We start from the raw sequence: 16,572 nt of genomic DNA, 5'->3' as shown, positions 1-16,572 counted from the left end.
ATTAGAAATCAGTGTCGAGCCCAAAGCGCTGCTTTAAATCGACGAGCACCGGGTATTTCTCGGCCAGGTAGTTGAATTTATCCTGCGAAGTGTATAGTTTATTTCCTTCCTGCACCTCTATAACCTCGGCTCTCAGTTTGATGCTGCGGTTGCCGGTTTCTTGCTTAAGTTCTCGCAGAATCTCCGGGCGCAGACTCGTGAACTGGTCCATCATCACGTGATTCTCCAGGTGCAGCACAATCTCGTTGCCTTCCCCGATGTGGAACTGGCGGTTGAGCAAGGTATACTCCATCATGTTCTCGCCTTTTTTGCGACGCAGGATGGCGTGCCATACCGTATTCAGGCGGGCCTGGTCGAGTGGGGCGACGGCTCCGTAGGCTGTTTCGTCTTCTTCCTCGGCCACGGCAGTCTCCACCACAACCGCCTGCGGATTTTGCAGGTCTTTCAGGCTGGGCAGCTTACCAAGTTTTTTCTGAGGCGGCACAGGTATAGACGGGCGTTTGGGCACTGGCGCGGGAGCAGGGGTTACCTGTGCCTGCGGAGGCGATAAACGGCCATCGGGTGTCACGTGCTGTGGCTTAGGTGGCTGTTGCAACTCTTCGGAAGGCACATGACCCTGTTGGTGGTGCTGTTGCAAACTTTCTGAAGGTATAGCCGCGCCTTGCTGCTGCATGGCTGCCGATGGTATAAGCGGGGCACCAACTGACTTGGTAGCGGCTGGTGCCGGGGCTGCTACCTTAGCTTTTTTTAATTCAGGTCCTCCCTGCGCGAAACTAAAGGCAGCATTCAGGTGGGCCATTTTCATCAGGCACAGCTCCACATGCAGGCGCTGGTTTTTGCTGCTCTTGTAATTGGTATCACAGGTGCTCACCAGGTTCAGCCCTGATAAAAGAAACGAAACAGAGGACTTCTGAGACTGCTCCGCATACCTGGCTTTGATGTTATCCGACACCTCCAGCAATTGTATTGTCTGCGGGTCTTTGCAGACCAAAAGGCTGCGGAAGTGCTCGCCTATACCTATCAGGAAGTTGTGCGCATCAAAACCATTCTTCAGAATCTCGTCAAACAGCAAAAGCGAGCCCGATAAATTCTGCTCCAGCAAGTGGTCTGTCAGTCGGAAGTAATAGTCGTAGTCCAGGATGTGCAGGTTCTCGACTGTGGCCTTATAGGTCACATTATGGCCTGAGAAGGTCACCATCTGGTCGAAGATCGACAAAGCATCGCGCAGGGCGCCGTCAGCTTTCTGCGAAATCAGGTGCAGGGCATCGGGCTCGGCCTGTATGCTTTCCTTTTGGGCGATGTTGCCCAGGTGGCGCACCATGTCCTCGATCCGGATTCGGTTGAAATCGAAAATCTGGCAGCGCGACAGGATAGTAGGTATAATCTTGTGCCGCTCGGTGGTGGCCAGTATGAAAATGGCATAGGCAGGCGGCTCCTCCAGCGTCTTCAGAAAAGCGTTGAAGGCCTGGTTCGAGAGCATGTGCACCTCATCTATGATGTAGATCTTGTACTTGCCGGTTTGCGGAGCATAGCGCACCTGCTCCACCAGGTTGCGGATGTCCTCCACAGAGTTGTTGGAAGCAGCATCGAGCTCATGGATGTTGAACGAGCTGTTGCTATTGAAGCTGCGGCACGATTCGCACTCGTTACAGGCCTCCACTTCCGGAGTGATGTTCTGGCAGTTAATGGTTTTTGCCAGAATACGGGCACAGGTTGTCTTACCCACACCACGCGGTCCACAGAACAAAAATGCCTGTGCCAAATGGTGGCTGCTGATGGCGTTTTTGAGGGTGTTGGTGATATGGTGCTGCCCCACCACGCTGTCGAACGTGGCCGGACGGTATTTACGCGCTGATACTACAAAATTTTCCATTACTACAAAGATAATCAATCTGTAGCTCAGATGGGAGAGCTTTTTATCCAGTAGTTTTCCCAGGGTTTATCCACAAATTATACTTTATAACACAGGGTGTATTTATAGACGGCAATTTTTGTCTTTTGGAGAAGTTCTGGTCCAATCCATATATATGAATATATAATAGTATGGTCTATAACACTTTGTTTGTCAGTAATTTATGGATAAAAAGTTTTTAATAAAATAAAGTATTATAATATAACTATAAGAATAAACAGGCGTATTTAAGTTCTATCTGTTATTATTTTATTCCTAACTAAACATATTAACTATGACCAGAGCATTACGCGTGTATTTGCAGCTAGTCCTCATTGTGGCTATGCTGTCTGGAACTACCATTTCTTTTGCACAGGGGAAGAGACCGGCGGGTAAAAAGCAGGTTCCTCAGGTAGCACTTGATCACATCAACAAAAACAAGGGGAAGCTAAAAGTAAAAGACAAAGACGTAGCTGATTTGGAGTTAAGCAGTGAATCTGAAAGTAAAAAAAGTGGTGTCAAGCACTACTACATCAAACAGCAGGTTGATGGCATTGAGATTCACGGTGCAATTACAAACATAAGTGTGAACAGCCGCGGCGATGTGGTGACTGTAGGTAATCGATTCCAGGAAGACATTAACCAGAAAGTCAACGGAAAGCAGCCTGCTCTTGATGCAAATGGCGCTGTAGCAGCGGCTGCCCGTCACTTGGGCACAGCTGTTAAAGAATCCTTAACAGTGTTGGAAAGTACCAATGCTAAAAACAAGGAGGTGCTGCTATCCACTGGAGGTATATCGCTGGAGCCTATACCTGCCAAACTTGTGTATCAGCCCATGCTGGATGGTAGCTTGCGTCTAGCCTGGGAGGTATCGATCTATGAACTGGATGCCCAGAACTGGTGGAATTTAAGAATGGATGCCACCACGGGTGAGTTATTAGACAAAGACAACATGGTAGTGCATTGCCAGTTTGAGAATGACGGCGCCGGTGGCAGATTCCTGCACGAAACGCACAGCCACACGGCAACCACACAACTGGAAGAGGCGCTCGATATGACGCCTTACGCACCGCTGGCCGGTCCTGTGAACAATGGAAAAGCCCCTGGCTTGTATGAGGTATACCCCATGCCGGTGGAGAGCCCCAACCACGGCAGCCGCAAGCCTGTGAATGCAGCAGCGGCAGCAGATAGAGTTGCTTCGCCTGTTGGTTGGCACACCACTGACAAAGCCAGTTATACCATTACCAGAGGCAACAACGTGTATTCGTATGAAGACCCGGACAATACAGGTTTTATTGCCAGCAACGCAGACAACGGTGCCGATGTGGTATACGGGTATAGCCCGGACGGCGGCACGCAGCGGGTATTCAAATATGGGTTCGATTTTACAACTGGTCCCGCTGCCTACCGTGATGCCGCTATCACCAACCTGTTCTACTGGAACAACGTCATCCACGACGTATGGTACAAGTATGGGTTTGATGAAGAAAGTGGCAACTTCCAGGCCGCCAACTTTGGCAAAGGAGGACTCGACAATGACTATGTGATGGCCGAGGCGCAGGATGGCAGAAACATCTCCACCACCAGGAACAACGCCAACTTTGCCACACCTGTCGATGGCAAACGCCCCAGAATGCAGATGTACCTCTGGAGCGGTATACCTGACCAGGACATGTTCCAGGTTGTTTCGCCTGCTTCTATTGCAGGCAGCTCGCTGGCGGTACAGGCTGCGTTCGGACCAAGGCTTAACTCCACGCCTGTCACTGGCAAACTTGTATTAGCGGAGGCCTCAAGCGGCAACCCGGTTGAAGGTTGTGATGCACTGACAAATGCTGATGCGATTACCGGGAACATTGCCGTGGTGTACAGAGGAAACTGTGAATTCGGTTTGAAAGTACTGAATGCGCAAAATGCTGGCGCCATCGCCGTGATCGTGATCAACAACGCACCTGGCACACCTACTGTGATGGGGGTTGGTGCTACTAATCAGGCGCTTATTACCATCCCCTCTGTTATGATTACTGATGTCGTTGGTGCTGATATCAGAGCCCTGCTTAATGCAGACCAGGTAGTGACGGTCAGCCTGAAAGACGACGGATCCGGACCAGAGTTTGATGGCGACTTCGACAACGGCATTATCGTGCACGAGTACGGCCATGGCATCTCCAATCGACTAACAGGAGGCCCGAACACCACCTCTTGCCTGCCATCACAAGTAATAACAACAACTGGTCAGATTTTATCGACTGAACAGATGGGAGAGGGCTGGAGCGACTGGTTTGGCCTGATAATGACCATGAAGAAAGGCGATACCCGTGAGAAAATCAGAGGTATAGGTACGTATGCAGGCGGTGAGGGAGTTGAGGGACAAGGCATAAGACCCGCTCCTTACACCACCAACTTCAGCGTGAACAACTATACCTATGGCGCCACCAACAACCCGAGCCTTGCAGCACCGCATGGAGTTGGTTTTGTCTGGGCTTCCATTCTCTGGGAAATGACCTGGGACCTGATTGATGTATACGGCTTTGACGACGACCTCTACAACGGAAAAGGCGGTAACAACATCGCCATGCAACTGGTGATTGACGGTTTGAAGATGCAGCCGTGTATGCCAGGTTTCGTGGACGGACGCGATGCCATACTGCTGGCTGACGAGCTGAACTACGGCGGGACCAACAAAGAGCTCATTTGGAAGGCCTTCGCCAGAAGAGGCCTGGGCTTCAGCGCTGACCAGGGCCTGAGCTACTACCGGTTCGACCAGACGGAAGCTTACGATTTACCGGAAGACCTGACTGTGACAGCCAACCAGTCATTACAGGCTTCTGAGCTGAACGACAGAGAGATTCTGTTGAGCTATCCTAACCCTTTCTCAGAAAGCACCACAATCAGCTTTAAGGCAAAAGAGACGGGCTATACCATCCTGAAGGTATATGACATCACTGGCCGTGAGGTGGAGACATTATTTGAAGGTAATGTACAACAGGGCGAAACCTATAAGCAGACTTTCAATGGGGCCAGCCGTGAGAACGGTATGTACATCTATAGAATTGTAAATGGCGGCAGTACCCGATCAGGGACCATGCTCTTGCTGAAGTAACAATAACTTCTAAGAAAAAAACAGGGCCGGTGAAGCGATTCACCGGCCCTGTTTGCTTTGTGCTATAGCTGTTCTTCTTAAATTGATAGCTTATCAAAGTAATTCGCTTGGCTGATTTAATGAGTCCGGGTCTATTCATTTAAAATTAATGACACGAATTCTTAAGTAAGATATGAATATAATAATACAACTATATAAACTAAATGGTACTGATTCAGAATTGAAACTTGCGCTGCAAAGGCTTATTTCTTGCTTTTATGAAGTTTTATCATTGTTATCTTATAGTTACTTCTGCTCTTAATTATTCCTGTTTTTGATGCTATAAGGTGCTTACTTTTAAGAAGTTAATTACTCCGCTCCAGCAATCCGTGCCTTCCAACCGCGATTGTCAAACTCTTAAAAACATAGCGCATGAAAAAACGTGTACAACTCCACTGGCAGCTCCTGCTGCTGGTCGTATTCCTGTCCGGCACTTTTACCGCCTACGGGCAAGGTAGGTCCGACCAAAGGCCTGTTCCGCAGGCTGCTCAGAACCACATTCAGAAAAACAAAAAGCAGCTCGAATTAGAAGACGATGACGTTGCTGAGCTCGAGCTGGCCAGCGAATCTGAAAGCCCCAAAAGCGGCATGAAGCATATGTACATCAAGCAACTCTACAGAGGGATTGAAGTGCATGGCGCCGTAACCAACATCAGCATGAGCAAAGAGGGCCGAGTGCTCACCATGGGCAACCGCATGCAGAAGCAGGTGGGCAAACGGACAAAATCGAACCAGCCAGGTATGGATGCCGCCGGAGCCGTGGCCGCTGCAGCCCGGCACTTAGGTATAGCCATGAAAGAACCGCTGACGGTACAGGAGCGGGGCAATGGCCGCAACAGAGCCGTTGTCTTCTCGAAAGCCGGCATCTCACTGGAGCCTATACCTGCCAAGCTGGTCTATCAGCCCATGGAAGACGGCAACCTGCGCCTGGCCTGGGAAGTATCGATCTATGAACTGGACGCTCAGAACTGGTGGAACATCCGGCTGGATGCCACTACAGGTGCTGTGCTGGACAAAGACAACATGGTGGTGCACTGCCAGTTTGAGAACGATGGTCCGGGTGGCAAGTTTATGCACGATGACCACAGCCACAGCACCGCATCACCTTATGTAGCGGCACCTCAGGCAAGCATTGTTCGGGTATCCAATGCCTACAATGTATTTGCCATGCCGGTAGAGAGTCCCAGCCATGGCCCGCGTTCTATCGTGAGCACCTCAGCCGCCAATCAACTGGCATCGCCACAAGGCTGGCACACCGAAACCAGAACACGCGGCAACAACGTGTACGCCTACGAAGACCCGAACAATAATAACAATTGGAGCACGAACTACAGCCCCGACGGAGGTTCTGAACTGAGCTTTGACTTCCCGATCGATTTTAACCAGCAACCGGTAACGTATCGCGATGCTGCCATCACCAACCTGTTTTACTGGAACAACGTGGTGCATGATGTATGGTACCAATATGGCTTTGACGAGGCCAGCGGTAACTTCCAGCTCAATAACTATGGCAAAGGCGGATCGCAGGGTGACCCGGTGCTGGCAGAGGCGCAGGACAACCGCAACGGAACTTCCCGCAATAACGCTAACTTCTCTACGCCAGCAGATGGCTTCGCTCCCCGCATGCAGATGTACCTGTGGAGCAGCCCGCCTGATCCGGATATGTTCCGGGTGACGTCACCAGGCAGCATAGCCAACTCCTATCCAGCTATCCAGGCAGGGTTCGGACCAAGACTGACAGCTACTCCTATAACAGGCAAACTGGTGCTGGCCAATGGCGTTGGAGGCACTTCCACCAATCCGGCAGAAGGCTGCGGCGCGCTGACAAATGCAGCCGACATAGCAGGTAACATCGCAGTTTTATACAGAGGCAATTGTGATTTCAGCCTGAAGGTATACAATGCACAGGTTGCTGGCGCAGTCGCAGTAGTTGTTATCAATAACACAACTGGTGATCCGATCACAATGGGAGCTGGTGCCGCAACGCCAAGTCCAATCGTTATACCTTCCCTGATGGTGAGCGACGTAACAGGTGCAGCTATCAGAGAACAATTAACTGCCGGCACTGACGTAGTTGTTGCTCTTAAAGACGAAGGAAGACCAGAACTGGACGGTGATTTCGACAATGGCATTATTGTGCATGAGTATGGTCACGGTATCTCTAACCGGCTGACAGGTGGTCGCACCGTAACGGGTTGCCTTAGCAATGCCGAGCAGATGGGCGAGGGTTGGAGCGACTGGTTCGGCCTGATGATGACCATGAAGCCAGGAGATACAGGTGGCAAAAAGCGCGGCATCGGTACCTATGCACAAGGACAGGCAACAGACGGAAACGGTATTCGCCCTGCACCTTACTCCACTGATTTCGGCATCAACCCCCATACCTATGCTTCCACCAACAATGCGGCCATCAGCCAACCACACGGTATCGGCTTTGTATGGTCTGCCATGCTCTGGGATTTGACCTGGGCCATGATCGATAAATATGGTTTTGATGAAGACCTGTACAATGGCAAAGGAGGCAACAACATGGCCATGCAGCTGGTAATCGACGGTCTGAAACTGCAGGTCTGCCGCCCAGGTTTTGTAGATGGTCGTGATGCGATCCTGCTGGCTGACCGCCAGAACTACGAGGGTGCCAACCAGGAGCTGATCTGGAAGGTGTTTGCCAGAAGAGGCTTGGGCTACAGTGCCAGTCAAGGCTCTAATCTTAATCGCTTTGACCAGGTAGAGGCTAATGATCTGCCGGAAACTTACGCTTGTACTACGCCACTAACCCTGGAGGCAATAACAACTTCTAACGTCTATACAGGTGGTGTAGCCTCTAACCTATACCTGGGTTACGGTCCGCAGAACGTGCGCTTGCAGGCAGGCGGCGATGCTGACAACGACTATACCTGGAGCGGAGCAGAAGGCCTGAGCGCAACGACAGGCGCCAGTGTGATCTTCACGCCAAAAGCGGCCGGTACCTATACCTTCACGGTGCGTGCTGTAAACGGCGATGGCTGTATCAAACATCAGTCGATCACGATTACGGTAGTGGATGTACGCTGCGGCGATGGCAAGAAGAAAAGCAAAGTGCTGGTATGTGTAGACGGGGTGGCAGAGTGCGTAGCTCCGAATGCAGTGCCACACCTGCTGACAGCTGCCAAAGGAACCCTGGGTAACTGCGGACTGGCTGCTACGGCTACTGCAACTGCCAAAGCTGAGATCAGCGCTGAGAAAATGGCTCTGCGTGCTGTTCCTAACCCATTCGGTGCCAGAACGGACATTGGTTTCACGCTGACACAGGATGGAAGCTACAAACTGGAAGTGCTGGATATGCGCGGTACCGTGGTAACTGTGCTGGCACAGGGCAATGGCAGAGCAGGAGAGCATAAAGTTTATCAGTTCGAGAAGGGCAGGCTGTCAAACGGCATGTATATCGCCAGACTGGTGACAGATGAAGGTGTTTCCTTCATCCGAATTGTGATGCAGAAATAATGCGTGTTTAACTATCCTAACGAGGCGGGGCCGGTGATTGATTTCACCGGCCTTTGCTTTTTTTTAGGTATAGCGTATACCTGTTAGCTATACCTAACGCACTGCTTCGTAGCCGCCCGGTATACCTTTTTTGGAAAGCACGAACTGCCACAGCTGGTTGTTGCGTGACCGGAAGGAACCTGCACTGGAAAGCAAATAGTAATTCCACATGCGGTTGAAACGCTCTCCGTATTCCCCCTGCAGTTCGGGCCAGTGCCGGTTGAAATTCTGGTGCCAGGCCATTAGGGTACGGTCATAGTCAGGGCCGAAGTTGTGCAGGTCTTCCACCACAAAAACATGCTCCATGGCAGTAGTGAGCTGCCGCAGCGAAGGGATCAGGCAGTTGGGAAAGATATACTTGTCGATGAAAGGATCAGGGGAGGTTTTGGAAAAGTTGACGCCAATGGTGTGCAGCAGGAACAGGCCGTCGTCTTTAAGGCAGCGGGCAGCCGTTTGCATATAGGTGCGGTGGTTGCGGTAGCCCACATGCTCTGCCATCCCGATCGACACCACATGGTCAAACTGCTCGCGAACGTCTCGGTAGTCCTGCAGCCTGATCACGATGGGCAGGCCTTTGCAAAGCTCACGGGCCAGTGCCGCCTGTTCTTTTGAAACTGTTATACCTACGACCTCAACGCCATACCTTTCAGCTGCATACCTGGCAAAGCTCCCCCAGCCGCAGCCAATGTCGAGCACCCGTTGTCCAGGTTGCAGACGTAGTTTCCGGCACACCAGGTCTAATTTGTGCTCCTGTGCCTGGTCCAGGTTGCCGGCATCTTTCCAGTAGGCGCAGCTATAGACCAGGCGCTTGTCGAGCATGCGCTGGTACAGGCCATTGCCGATGTCGTAGTGGCGCTGGGCGTTGCGGGCCGCTTTGCCTTTGGGTTGCAGATTAATTACTTTAGCCAGGAGCACCTCCAGCACAGTGCGCCACCCGAACCGGGCATTTCTGTACAAGTCTGCCCGTATGGCTTTGTTCGCAAACTCATCTATCCGGTGGCAATCCCACCAGCCATCCATGTACGACTCACCCAGCCCGAGCGAGCCCTGGCTGAGCACACGCTTATAAAAACAGTTGTCATGGACCTGAATATCCCAGGGGTTGGGACCGTTTACATGGATGCCAGCTGTTGCCAACATGTCAGTTACCTGCTGCTCCAGACTATTTTCTGCCATAGCGGTGTGGAGTTTTTAAAGGATAGAAGAAGCACTATATTGGCTTTGTAACGGCTGCTGCTCCGCTAGGTTTTTAGTTCAGGTATAGCGGTAAAATTTTGGTAGTGAGTTGACAGACAGCGGTTAGCATTTCAGAAGGTCAAATCCTGGCTGTATGACTATACCAGCGCTTCTGCAAAAAGAAACTAATCCGTGTGGTTTACGTGTTTTATAGGCATCTAACGGATAGGAATACGCCCGAAAAAGTGTAGATTTGTGGCATACTTCTTGAAGTATAGGATACAAGAATTCGTTCTTTAACTTATGGGGTAGACTGGAATTGACAGCTTGTGCAGATTGCGTGTAAGCATGTCGGGTGATGAACGTACCACCTGTTAAAAATCCGTTCGAACAATAACTGGCGAATATAACTACGCCATGGCTGCTTAATCTAGGTATTAAGCACTAGCCATAGTCTCGTGCAGGTTTCGTGAATCTGCTTGCACATCAGAGGCTTCGACTCGATTGACTAGTCTGTGTAAAGGTGTGGTGCACAGGCGAAATAAAGCATCTAAGGAGTGCGCATAAGTTTGACTTATACTTGCAAGCTCCCGACAATTCGAATAAGTCTAAGCATGTAGAAAGCCCGTCGGTTTCCTTGTCTGGACCAGGGTTCGAATCCCTGCTACTCCACATTTTCATTATTAAAACTTGCAAATAGCCTGTAAATCAATAATTTACGGGCTATTTTTGTTTATGGCATACTAAGATTTAACACCTTTTCATACATTTTAAGTGAGTGATCCGGTGAGTAGCTTAGGCAACATAAATTACTCACCAGTATGATTTTAAAACGTTGATAGTCAATATGTAAAATTAATTTACATCTTGCCTGGAAGTGACTGCAAAGCTATCTTTGTTCAACCTTAAAAGTCACTTTTATGAGCGTTAATTTCAGTCTCCTGTTCTATCTCAAGAAACCCAAAAACTATATCTCCGGGCCTGTTCCGATTTATATCCGAATCACTGTTGCGGGAAAGCGCGCTGAACTTACAACGGGAAGGGAATGCGAACCTGGGCGGTGGAATACTGCCGCAGGTCGTGCCTCTGGCACCAGGGAGGAAATTAAGTCCCTGAACATGTACCTGGATAAACTGCAGGTCAAGGTGTATGAGGCGCACCGGCAGCTGATAGAGGCCGGTGAATCAGTAACGGCAGACAGAATGAAGAGCAAATTTCTGGGCAAGGAGGAAAAGCCCAGAATGCTCATTGAGATTTTTAAGGAGCATAACCGGAAGGTTGAGGCACTTATAGGCTCTGAATATTCAGAGGGTACGTCAAAGCGTTACAAAACCTCACTAAAGCATACGGCTAACTTTCTGCGCTGGAAGTATGGGGTAGATGATATTGATATCCGGAAAGTAGACCATTCCTTTGTCTCTGACTATGACTTCTACCTCAGGAGCGTGCGCAAGTGCAACAACAATTCAGCTGTTAAATACATCAAGAACTTTGGCAAAGTAATCCGTATCTGCCTTTCAAGTGGCTGGTTGGAAGCTGATCCCTTCCGGAATTATAAAGCCAAGACACGGAAGGTGGACAGGGTGTTCCTCACAGAGGAGGAGCTAGAGGCAATGGCGGAAAAGATATTCGTAAGCGAGCGCCTGACACAGGTGCGAGACATCTTCCTGTTCAGCTGCTACACCGGCCTTGCCTACGTGGACGTGCAGCAGTTAAAACGTGCGGATATCCGAATAGGAGTAGACGGGGAGCAGTGGATCTTCAAGAACAGGCAGAAGACAGACACCCCTTCCCGCATACCGCTCTTGCCGAAGGCTCTCACTATTCTGGAGCGTTACCAGGATCACCCACAGTGCCTGTATGAGGACAGGTTGCTGCCTGTGCTCAGCAACCAAAAGATGAACGCCTACCTGAAGGAAATAGCCGATGTGTGCGGGATTGAAAAACCTATCACCTTCCATATTGCCCGCCACACTTTTGCCACCACTGTAACGCTTCTGAACGGAGTGCCAATGGAAAGCGTCTCTAAAATGCTCGGCCACACCAGCCTGAGAACCACCCAGCAGTACGCCAAAATACTGGATGTGAAAGTGGGGGAGGACATGCGCCTGCTCAGAGAGCGACTCAAGCAGTGATCAACGGCAAGGGGATGCTTTGCCAGAGAGGGTGATTTGAAGAATGCCTGTAAAAGAAAAAACCCGGCTTCTTCACCAGCATCATGTATCTGGGAGAGGAAGGACCGGGACTGCATCAGCAAATATGCAAGCAATTCCGGACATGAGCAATATTTGGAGCGATTCTCAAATCGACAGGATGCACAGTTGGCTTAACGCGCATGAAGGAATCATGCTGATGATGGCTGGCTTAATCTTAATTTACCGAAACGGGTTAGTGCAGTCGGCCGTTTCGATGCTGTGCTGCAGGATATAGAGAAAAAGCTAAAATAGCTTAGCAGAATCCCTATATTGTAGGCTGGTTGTAAAGCTCCATGCAGCTTTTGCCGGGTTGCTATGTGGGCTCCGAAGCCAAAGAAGACAACGGTGTTCCGTTTGAAGAGAAAGTAAGCTGCTGACCGTTTAAGTGTAAGGAAAGCGCCCAGCCGGAGGAAGCGGTTTCGGGTGAAACTGGAGGGGCTGTGCTTGGGTTGTAAGCTCAGCTAATTTAAAGTATAGAGAACTTGACACATATCATGAATTCAGGAAAGGAGCTAGTTGAACGGTTGAATACTTCAGATGAAACCTCCCGGATAGAGGCCAAGAAAGGAAGCGCCATTGACCGTTCTATCATGGAAACTGTATGCGCCTTCTCTAACGAGCCTGGTCTGGATGGTGGCTATATTGTATTGGGTGTTGAGCGAGATGAACGTGCGCTCTTTCCTTCCTACGAGGTAACTGGTGTCGCTAACCCTGACAAACTACAATCAGATCTGGCTTCTCAATGTGCGGGGAGCTTTAACCAGGCCATCAGACCAGAGATTATTGTGGAAAGCATTGGTGGATTAAATGTTCTCAAGATTTATGTCCCTGAACTCCCTGCCTCCCAGAAACCGGTTTATTTTAAGCATGAAGGCCTTCCCAGGGGAGCTTTCAGAAGAATAGGCCCAACTGACCAACGTTGCACGGAAGATGACTTGCTGCTCTTCTTTAACCATAACGAGACATTTGACAGTGCTCTGGTTACAGATGCTACCTGGGAAGATGTCGACGAAGATGCAATTAGGGCATACAGGACGCTGAGAGCCAGGGTAAACCCTTATGCCGAGGAACTAACCTTTGCAGATGAGGAGCTGCTGATTTCCTTGGGTTGTATAAAAAAAATGCGGGCACAGCACATCTGACGTATGCCGGATTGCTGGTGTTCGGAAGCAGGATGGCCCAAAGAAGGCTATTGCCTGCTGTCCGTTTGGATTATATCCGCGTGCCTGGTAACGAATGGGTGGCTGACCCTGACAATCGTTTTACCACCATAGACATGCGTGGCCCCTTGCTTATACTACTACAGCGAGCCTACAATGCCATGCCGATGATCTGCCCAAAGGCTTCCTGCTTCCTGAAGGGCAGCTTCAGGCCGAGTCTATCGGATTACCCGGACGCGTACTGCGTGAGGCCCTGGTAAATGCGTTGATGCACCGCTCATACCGAGTAAACCAGCCCACCCAGATTATCAGGTATGGCAATCGTATAGAGATCATCAACCCTGGCTTTTCCCTTAAACCAGAAGATCACCTGGGGGAGCCCGGATCGGAGCAGCGAAACCCTTTTATTGCCGCCATCTTCCATGAAACTAACCTGGCAGAGACAAAGGGAAGCGGCATCAGGACCATGCGGAAATTAATGGATCAAGCTGGGATGGTGCCTCCCACGTATGAGTCCAACCATAGCAGTAACCAATTTACCGCCAGACTGCTTTTGCATCATTTTTTAAGCGAGGAGGATCTTCGCTGGCTGCAGCAGTTCAAACAATTTGATTTAAGTGAAAACCAAAAGAAAGCCTTGATCTTTGTCAGGGAAGTTGGCGCTATAGATAATGCTACCTTTAGGCAACTGGGCGGCCTTGATGGGAACAAGGCAAGTGCAGAACTCAGAGCGCTTAGAGACAACAAGCTGCTTGAACTGAAAGGCAAAGGGCGGGCAACTTATTATATCTCCGGAAATACCCTGCCTGCCAGGCTTAACACACCAGTTAGCGGGCTTAACACACTACCTCAGGACAGTATAGCACCAGTTGGGAATGCCTCCATAAACGAGTTACCAGAAAAGTTGGCAAGGGAGATCAAAGATCTAGGCAGAAGAACGCATACAAAAGAGGCGATCAATAGGCTAATCATTCATCTTTGCCAATGGAAGCCTTTAAACAGTAAAGAGTTGGCTGCAATCCTGAACAGAGATGAAAAACACTTACTAAGAAATTATATTACTCCCTTACGGAAAGCAGGCAGGCTACAGTATACGGAACCAGCTATGCCAAACCACCCGGAGCAGGCTTACAGGGCGGATTAATCATTTGAGAACTCAAAGCTTTGAACAAGGAGATGTATAACTCGCCCCACCCCGGCGAGATACTTTGCGAATACATCTACGGCATTGGCAAAACTGTAACAGAAGTTGCCTGTGGACCCGATACCAGCCGCAAGCACCTGTCACTGATCCTGAACGGGCAATGGGATAGGTCTGTTTCTACAGATTTTGGTTCTTGAGCATTCTCTCTAATAATTCCACTTTCTCACGTTCAGCAAGTAAAATCCGCTCATATAGCTTCTTATTTTCGTCCACCACCTCCATTAATTTATCGAGTGGATTAAAGGAGCATTGATTAAAATTACCCGCTGAAGCATGGTCCTGCATATTTTGAATATGAAAAACTGCACCCTCTTCTGTAAAATTCCTAATGGCTTCTGCCGGTACCCCCAGCACATTCGCAATTTTCTCTAGAGTCGCATCATCCACCTCCTCTTCCTGTTCAATGCGGGAGATGTTCTGTTGGGTTGTGCCCAGTTCACTGGCAAGAGCGGCTTGCTTCACTCCCAAAGCGGTGCGCATTCTGCGGACGTGGTCGCCCAGGTGGATCGGTCGTTTTCTGGCTGCTGTTTCCATATGGTTAATATACGAATATCTTCTTAAAATACCAATTGATAAAATCTTGTTTTTCACAAGCAAAAGATTGTTTATCACAAGTGCACCACCTTACCTGTCGGCGTAATTCAGCTTGACCTCTAACCGATCTGATCTCACAGTATTAAACAACCGCTATAAAGATAGGAGGTATTCAGAGCATATCAAAAAGGCAATCCCTGCCAATCCTCCCTCTTCCAGAAAAGGTGCTTTCAATCTTTCCTTTTTCTGGAAGAGGGAGGCGGTAACTTCCATTCATCCCTCAGGCAGGCATTTTAATACGAGGTGCTAGCCCGTTCCTGGTTCAGGTGCTGGCAAAGCCCAGTTTCATTGCAGTAGCGTTTTCTGTAGGTTCAGAGGCTGCTTCCTCCTTTGCCAGGGGCCTGATGTACACCCGGCTTCTGGAGGCGGGGTCGTGGGAGGGCAGGTAGTAGAGGTAGCCCCATTTGTCCAGCTCCCAGATGCAACGATGGTAGGTGGGGCGGGAGGCGATGCGCGCCCAGGCCATCGCCTCACTCCTGTTTACCCGGAAGGCCCCGCCGCCCTGGCTCTGGACCAGCAGGGCCAGGTAGAGGCTCAGGTGCGGGCGTCTCAGGCGCCCGTCACGGCCCGCTTTCCTGTAAAAGCCCTTCAGGTGCACACTTAGGTTCATGACCGCACCTCCTTTCCGTTGAGCAGCCTGGCGATATCCTCGGCGCGGTAGTAGTGCGTGCCGCCCACCTTGACAGAGGGCAGCGTGCCCTCCACCCGCAGCTTCTGCAGCGTGGAGGGGGAGATGTGCAGCAGGCGCCGCACCTCGGCCGACTTGAGTACTTTTTTCGGCGCCTCGGCCTGCCGCTTGCCGATCAGTTTGGAAAGGTCCTCGAGCAGCTGCCGGTGGAAAGCGAACAGGTCTTGCTTGGTGATGATTTCTACAGCCATTGTCTTGTCTTGTATGGTTGCAGAGCGAATATCCGCTGTTTTCTTTCACCCTTTTCACAAGCTGAACCCAACTTGTGAAAAACAATTTTCCGGGTAAAAAACAAGCAGGATGTCCCACTTCAGGCCCCGCAGCCCATCGGAGTCGCCGTAAACGGACTGTTTTCGCGTCAAGAGCAGCTACCCGGCCTCCCTGGCCCGCCCAGAGCTCCCTGGGTATAATTTCCCCAAGTGGCCCCGCCTTGTGAATACCCCCGGTCTTTGTTCCCCACCTTTGAAAGGAACCCAGCAAGGCAAAAGCCGCCAGCAAAGCCAAAGGACTGCAGGCTTTTGCCACCGGCAAGGATGCTAGTTAAAGTTTACCTGTTTGCCGTCCTATCTGATTTTCAACTATAAATAATCACCTATAATGAAGAACAATCCAAATGCATCGAATGCCCCGAAAGGCAAGGGCGAAAACCCTGAACACGAGGAAAGAGAAACGTATTACTTGTTCCGCGATGAGGCCGGGCGGCTGCACTTCTCGGAACATGTCCCCGAGGCAGGCATGTTCAGCAGCGCAGCAACAACTAAGGCTTCGTTGGGTACGGAGTGCCGACAATGAAGCCGTGGTTGCACTAACCGTGCGACCCGTTATGGGTTTTAAGTCGGAAGAGGCTGGCCCCTGAACTACTTGTTTGGGCTTTCAGGTAGCGGGCTGGCCCAACGGAGGTGAGCCTGGAAGGGTATTGAACGATACTTTCTGCTGTTTCCGGGAGAGGATTGCCGCTCTTTTCAGGGTATTTGCTCTGGTAAGGGCATAGCTGCGCCAGGCC

14 protein-coding genes and 1 other RNA gene are annotated in these 16,572 nt (G+C 50.4%); 9 read left to right on the top strand and 6 right to left on the bottom strand.

Translation table 11 applies throughout. From position 1 onward, the window contains the following. Window position 1: 1 nt before the first annotated feature. Window positions 2–1,873 (bottom strand): DNA polymerase III subunit gamma/tau, encoded by a 1,872-nt coding sequence (locus K3G39_RS12710; RefSeq protein WP_220626551.1) that lies wholly within the window; start codon window positions 1,871–1,873, stop codon window positions 2–4. Window positions 1,874–2,186: 313 nt separating this feature from the next. On the opposite strand from K3G39_RS12710, the gene K3G39_RS12705 reads away from it, so the two are divergent. Both K3G39_RS12705 and K3G39_RS12700 read left to right on the top strand, forming a co-directional pair. Continuing rightward, window positions 2,187–4,991 (top strand): T9SS-dependent M36 family metallopeptidase, encoded by a 2,805-nt coding sequence (locus K3G39_RS12705; protein WP_220626550.1) that lies wholly within the window; start codon window positions 2,187–2,189, stop codon window positions 4,989–4,991. A 411-nt stretch (window positions 4,992–5,402) separates the two neighbouring features. Further along, window positions 5,403–8,513 carry a T9SS-dependent M36 family metallopeptidase gene (locus K3G39_RS12700; protein WP_220626549.1) on the top strand — a complete coding sequence of 1,037 codons (3,111 nt, stop codon included), beginning with the start codon at window positions 5,403–5,405 and terminating at the stop codon, window positions 8,511–8,513. Window positions 8,514–8,606: 93 nt separating this feature from the next. Here K3G39_RS12700 and cfa read toward each other — a convergent pair whose 3' ends face one another. Then, window positions 8,607–9,728, bottom strand: a complete 1,122-nt coding sequence (gene cfa / locus K3G39_RS12695; RefSeq protein ID WP_220626548.1) for a cyclopropane fatty acyl phospholipid synthase — start codon at window positions 9,726–9,728, stop codon at window positions 8,607–8,609. A gap of 305 nt (window positions 9,729–10,033) precedes the next feature. Here cfa and ssrA point away from each other — a divergent pair. The 6 genes from ssrA to K3G39_RS12675 all read left to right on the top strand — a co-directional run bounded on the left by ssrA (window position 10,034) and on the right by K3G39_RS12675 (window position 14,424). Beyond that, window positions 10,034–10,403, top strand: a transfer-messenger RNA (tmRNA) gene (ssrA, locus tag K3G39_RS12690). A gap of 245 nt (window positions 10,404–10,648) precedes the next feature. Further along, the gene (locus tag K3G39_RS12685) at window positions 10,649–11,863 is read left to right on the top strand and encodes a site-specific integrase (RefSeq protein ID WP_220626547.1); all 1,215 of its coding nucleotides are present in this window, start codon (window positions 10,649–10,651) and stop codon (window positions 11,861–11,863) included. A 554-nt stretch (window positions 11,864–12,417) separates the two neighbouring features. Then, window positions 12,418–13,065 carry a helix-turn-helix domain-containing protein gene (locus K3G39_RS20900; RefSeq protein WP_255594292.1) on the top strand — a complete coding sequence of 216 codons (648 nt, stop codon included), beginning with the start codon at window positions 12,418–12,420 and terminating at the stop codon, window positions 13,063–13,065. A 32-nt stretch (window positions 13,066–13,097) separates the two neighbouring features. Continuing rightward, a complete protein-coding gene (locus tag K3G39_RS20895) occupies window positions 13,098–13,343 on the top strand; it encodes a hypothetical protein (protein ID WP_255594291.1) in 246 nt (81 codons plus the stop codon). A gap of 8 nt (window positions 13,344–13,351) precedes the next feature. Then, entirely contained in the window at window positions 13,352–14,227 is an 876-nt protein-coding gene (locus tag K3G39_RS20890; RefSeq protein ID WP_255594290.1) for an ATP-binding protein, read from the top strand. Between the two features lie 20 nt (window positions 14,228–14,247). Beyond that, window positions 14,248–14,424 carry a hypothetical protein gene (locus K3G39_RS12675; protein ID WP_220626546.1) on the top strand — a complete coding sequence of 59 codons (177 nt, stop codon included), beginning with the start codon at window positions 14,248–14,250 and terminating at the stop codon, window positions 14,422–14,424. On the opposite strand, the gene K3G39_RS12670 is transcribed toward K3G39_RS12675, so the two are convergent. The 3 genes from K3G39_RS12670 to K3G39_RS12660 form a co-directional block, all read right to left on the bottom strand. Further along, the gene (locus tag K3G39_RS12670) at window positions 14,405–14,878 is read right to left on the bottom strand and encodes a helix-turn-helix domain-containing protein (protein ID WP_370627259.1); all 474 of its coding nucleotides are present in this window, start codon (window positions 14,876–14,878) and stop codon (window positions 14,405–14,407) included. The two genes, K3G39_RS12675 and K3G39_RS12670, sit on opposite strands and share 20 nt — an antisense overlap. Window positions 14,879–15,143: 265 nt before the next feature. Next, on the bottom strand, window positions 15,144–15,491 hold the full coding sequence (locus K3G39_RS12665) for a hypothetical protein (RefSeq protein ID WP_220626545.1): 348 nt from the start codon (window positions 15,489–15,491) through the stop codon (window positions 15,144–15,146). Next, window positions 15,488–15,760, bottom strand: coding sequence for a helix-turn-helix domain-containing protein (locus tag K3G39_RS12660; protein ID WP_220626544.1), 273 nt, complete (start codon window positions 15,758–15,760; stop codon window positions 15,488–15,490). The genes K3G39_RS12665 and K3G39_RS12660 overlap by 4 nt, the downstream gene beginning before the upstream one ends. Before the next feature lie 406 nt (window positions 15,761–16,166). Between K3G39_RS12660 and K3G39_RS12655 the strand changes: the two genes are divergently transcribed. Further along, window positions 16,167–16,361, top strand: a complete 195-nt coding sequence (locus K3G39_RS12655; protein WP_220626543.1) for a hypothetical protein — start codon at window positions 16,167–16,169, stop codon at window positions 16,359–16,361. 13 nt (window positions 16,362–16,374) lie between these two features. Here K3G39_RS12655 and K3G39_RS12650 read toward each other — a convergent pair. Continuing rightward, window positions 16,375–16,572: hypothetical protein (locus K3G39_RS12650; RefSeq protein ID WP_220626542.1), on the bottom strand; the 198-nt coding region annotated here is incomplete at its 5' end.

This window comes from Pontibacter sp. HSC-14F20, from assembly GCF_019599265.1.
GTDB lineage: Bacteria > Bacteroidota > Bacteroidia > Cytophagales > Hymenobacteraceae > Pontibacter.
This window is presented reverse-complemented; position numbering and strand designations above follow the sequence as displayed.

Coding starts and splice junctions, on each gene's coding strand:
- K3G39_RS12710 (WP_220626551.1), bottom strand. CDS start 1,873: ATGGAAAATTTTGTAGTATCAGCGCGTAAATACCGTCCGGCCACGTTC.
- K3G39_RS12705 (WP_220626550.1), top strand. CDS start 2,187: ATGACCAGAGCATTACGCGTGTATTTGCAGCTAGTCCTCATTGTGGCT.
- K3G39_RS12700 (WP_220626549.1), top strand. CDS start 5,403: ATGAAAAAACGTGTACAACTCCACTGGCAGCTCCTGCTGCTGGTCGTA.
- cfa (WP_220626548.1), bottom strand. CDS start 9,728: ATGGCAGAAAATAGTCTGGAGCAGCAGGTAACTGACATGTTGGCAACA.
- K3G39_RS12685 (WP_220626547.1), top strand. CDS start 10,649: ATGAGCGTTAATTTCAGTCTCCTGTTCTATCTCAAGAAACCCAAAAAC.
- K3G39_RS20900 (WP_255594292.1), top strand. CDS start 12,418: ATGAATTCAGGAAAGGAGCTAGTTGAACGGTTGAATACTTCAGATGAA.
- K3G39_RS20895 (WP_255594291.1), top strand. CDS start 13,098: ATGGCCCAAAGAAGGCTATTGCCTGCTGTCCGTTTGGATTATATCCGC.
- K3G39_RS20890 (WP_255594290.1), top strand. CDS start 13,352: ATGCACCGCTCATACCGAGTAAACCAGCCCACCCAGATTATCAGGTAT.
- K3G39_RS12665 (WP_220626545.1), bottom strand. CDS start 15,491: ATGAACCTAAGTGTGCACCTGAAGGGCTTTTACAGGAAAGCGGGCCGT.
- K3G39_RS12660 (WP_220626544.1), bottom strand. CDS start 15,760: ATGGCTGTAGAAATCATCACCAAGCAAGACCTGTTCGCTTTCCACCGG.
- K3G39_RS12655 (WP_220626543.1), top strand. CDS start 16,167: ATGAAGAACAATCCAAATGCATCGAATGCCCCGAAAGGCAAGGGCGAA.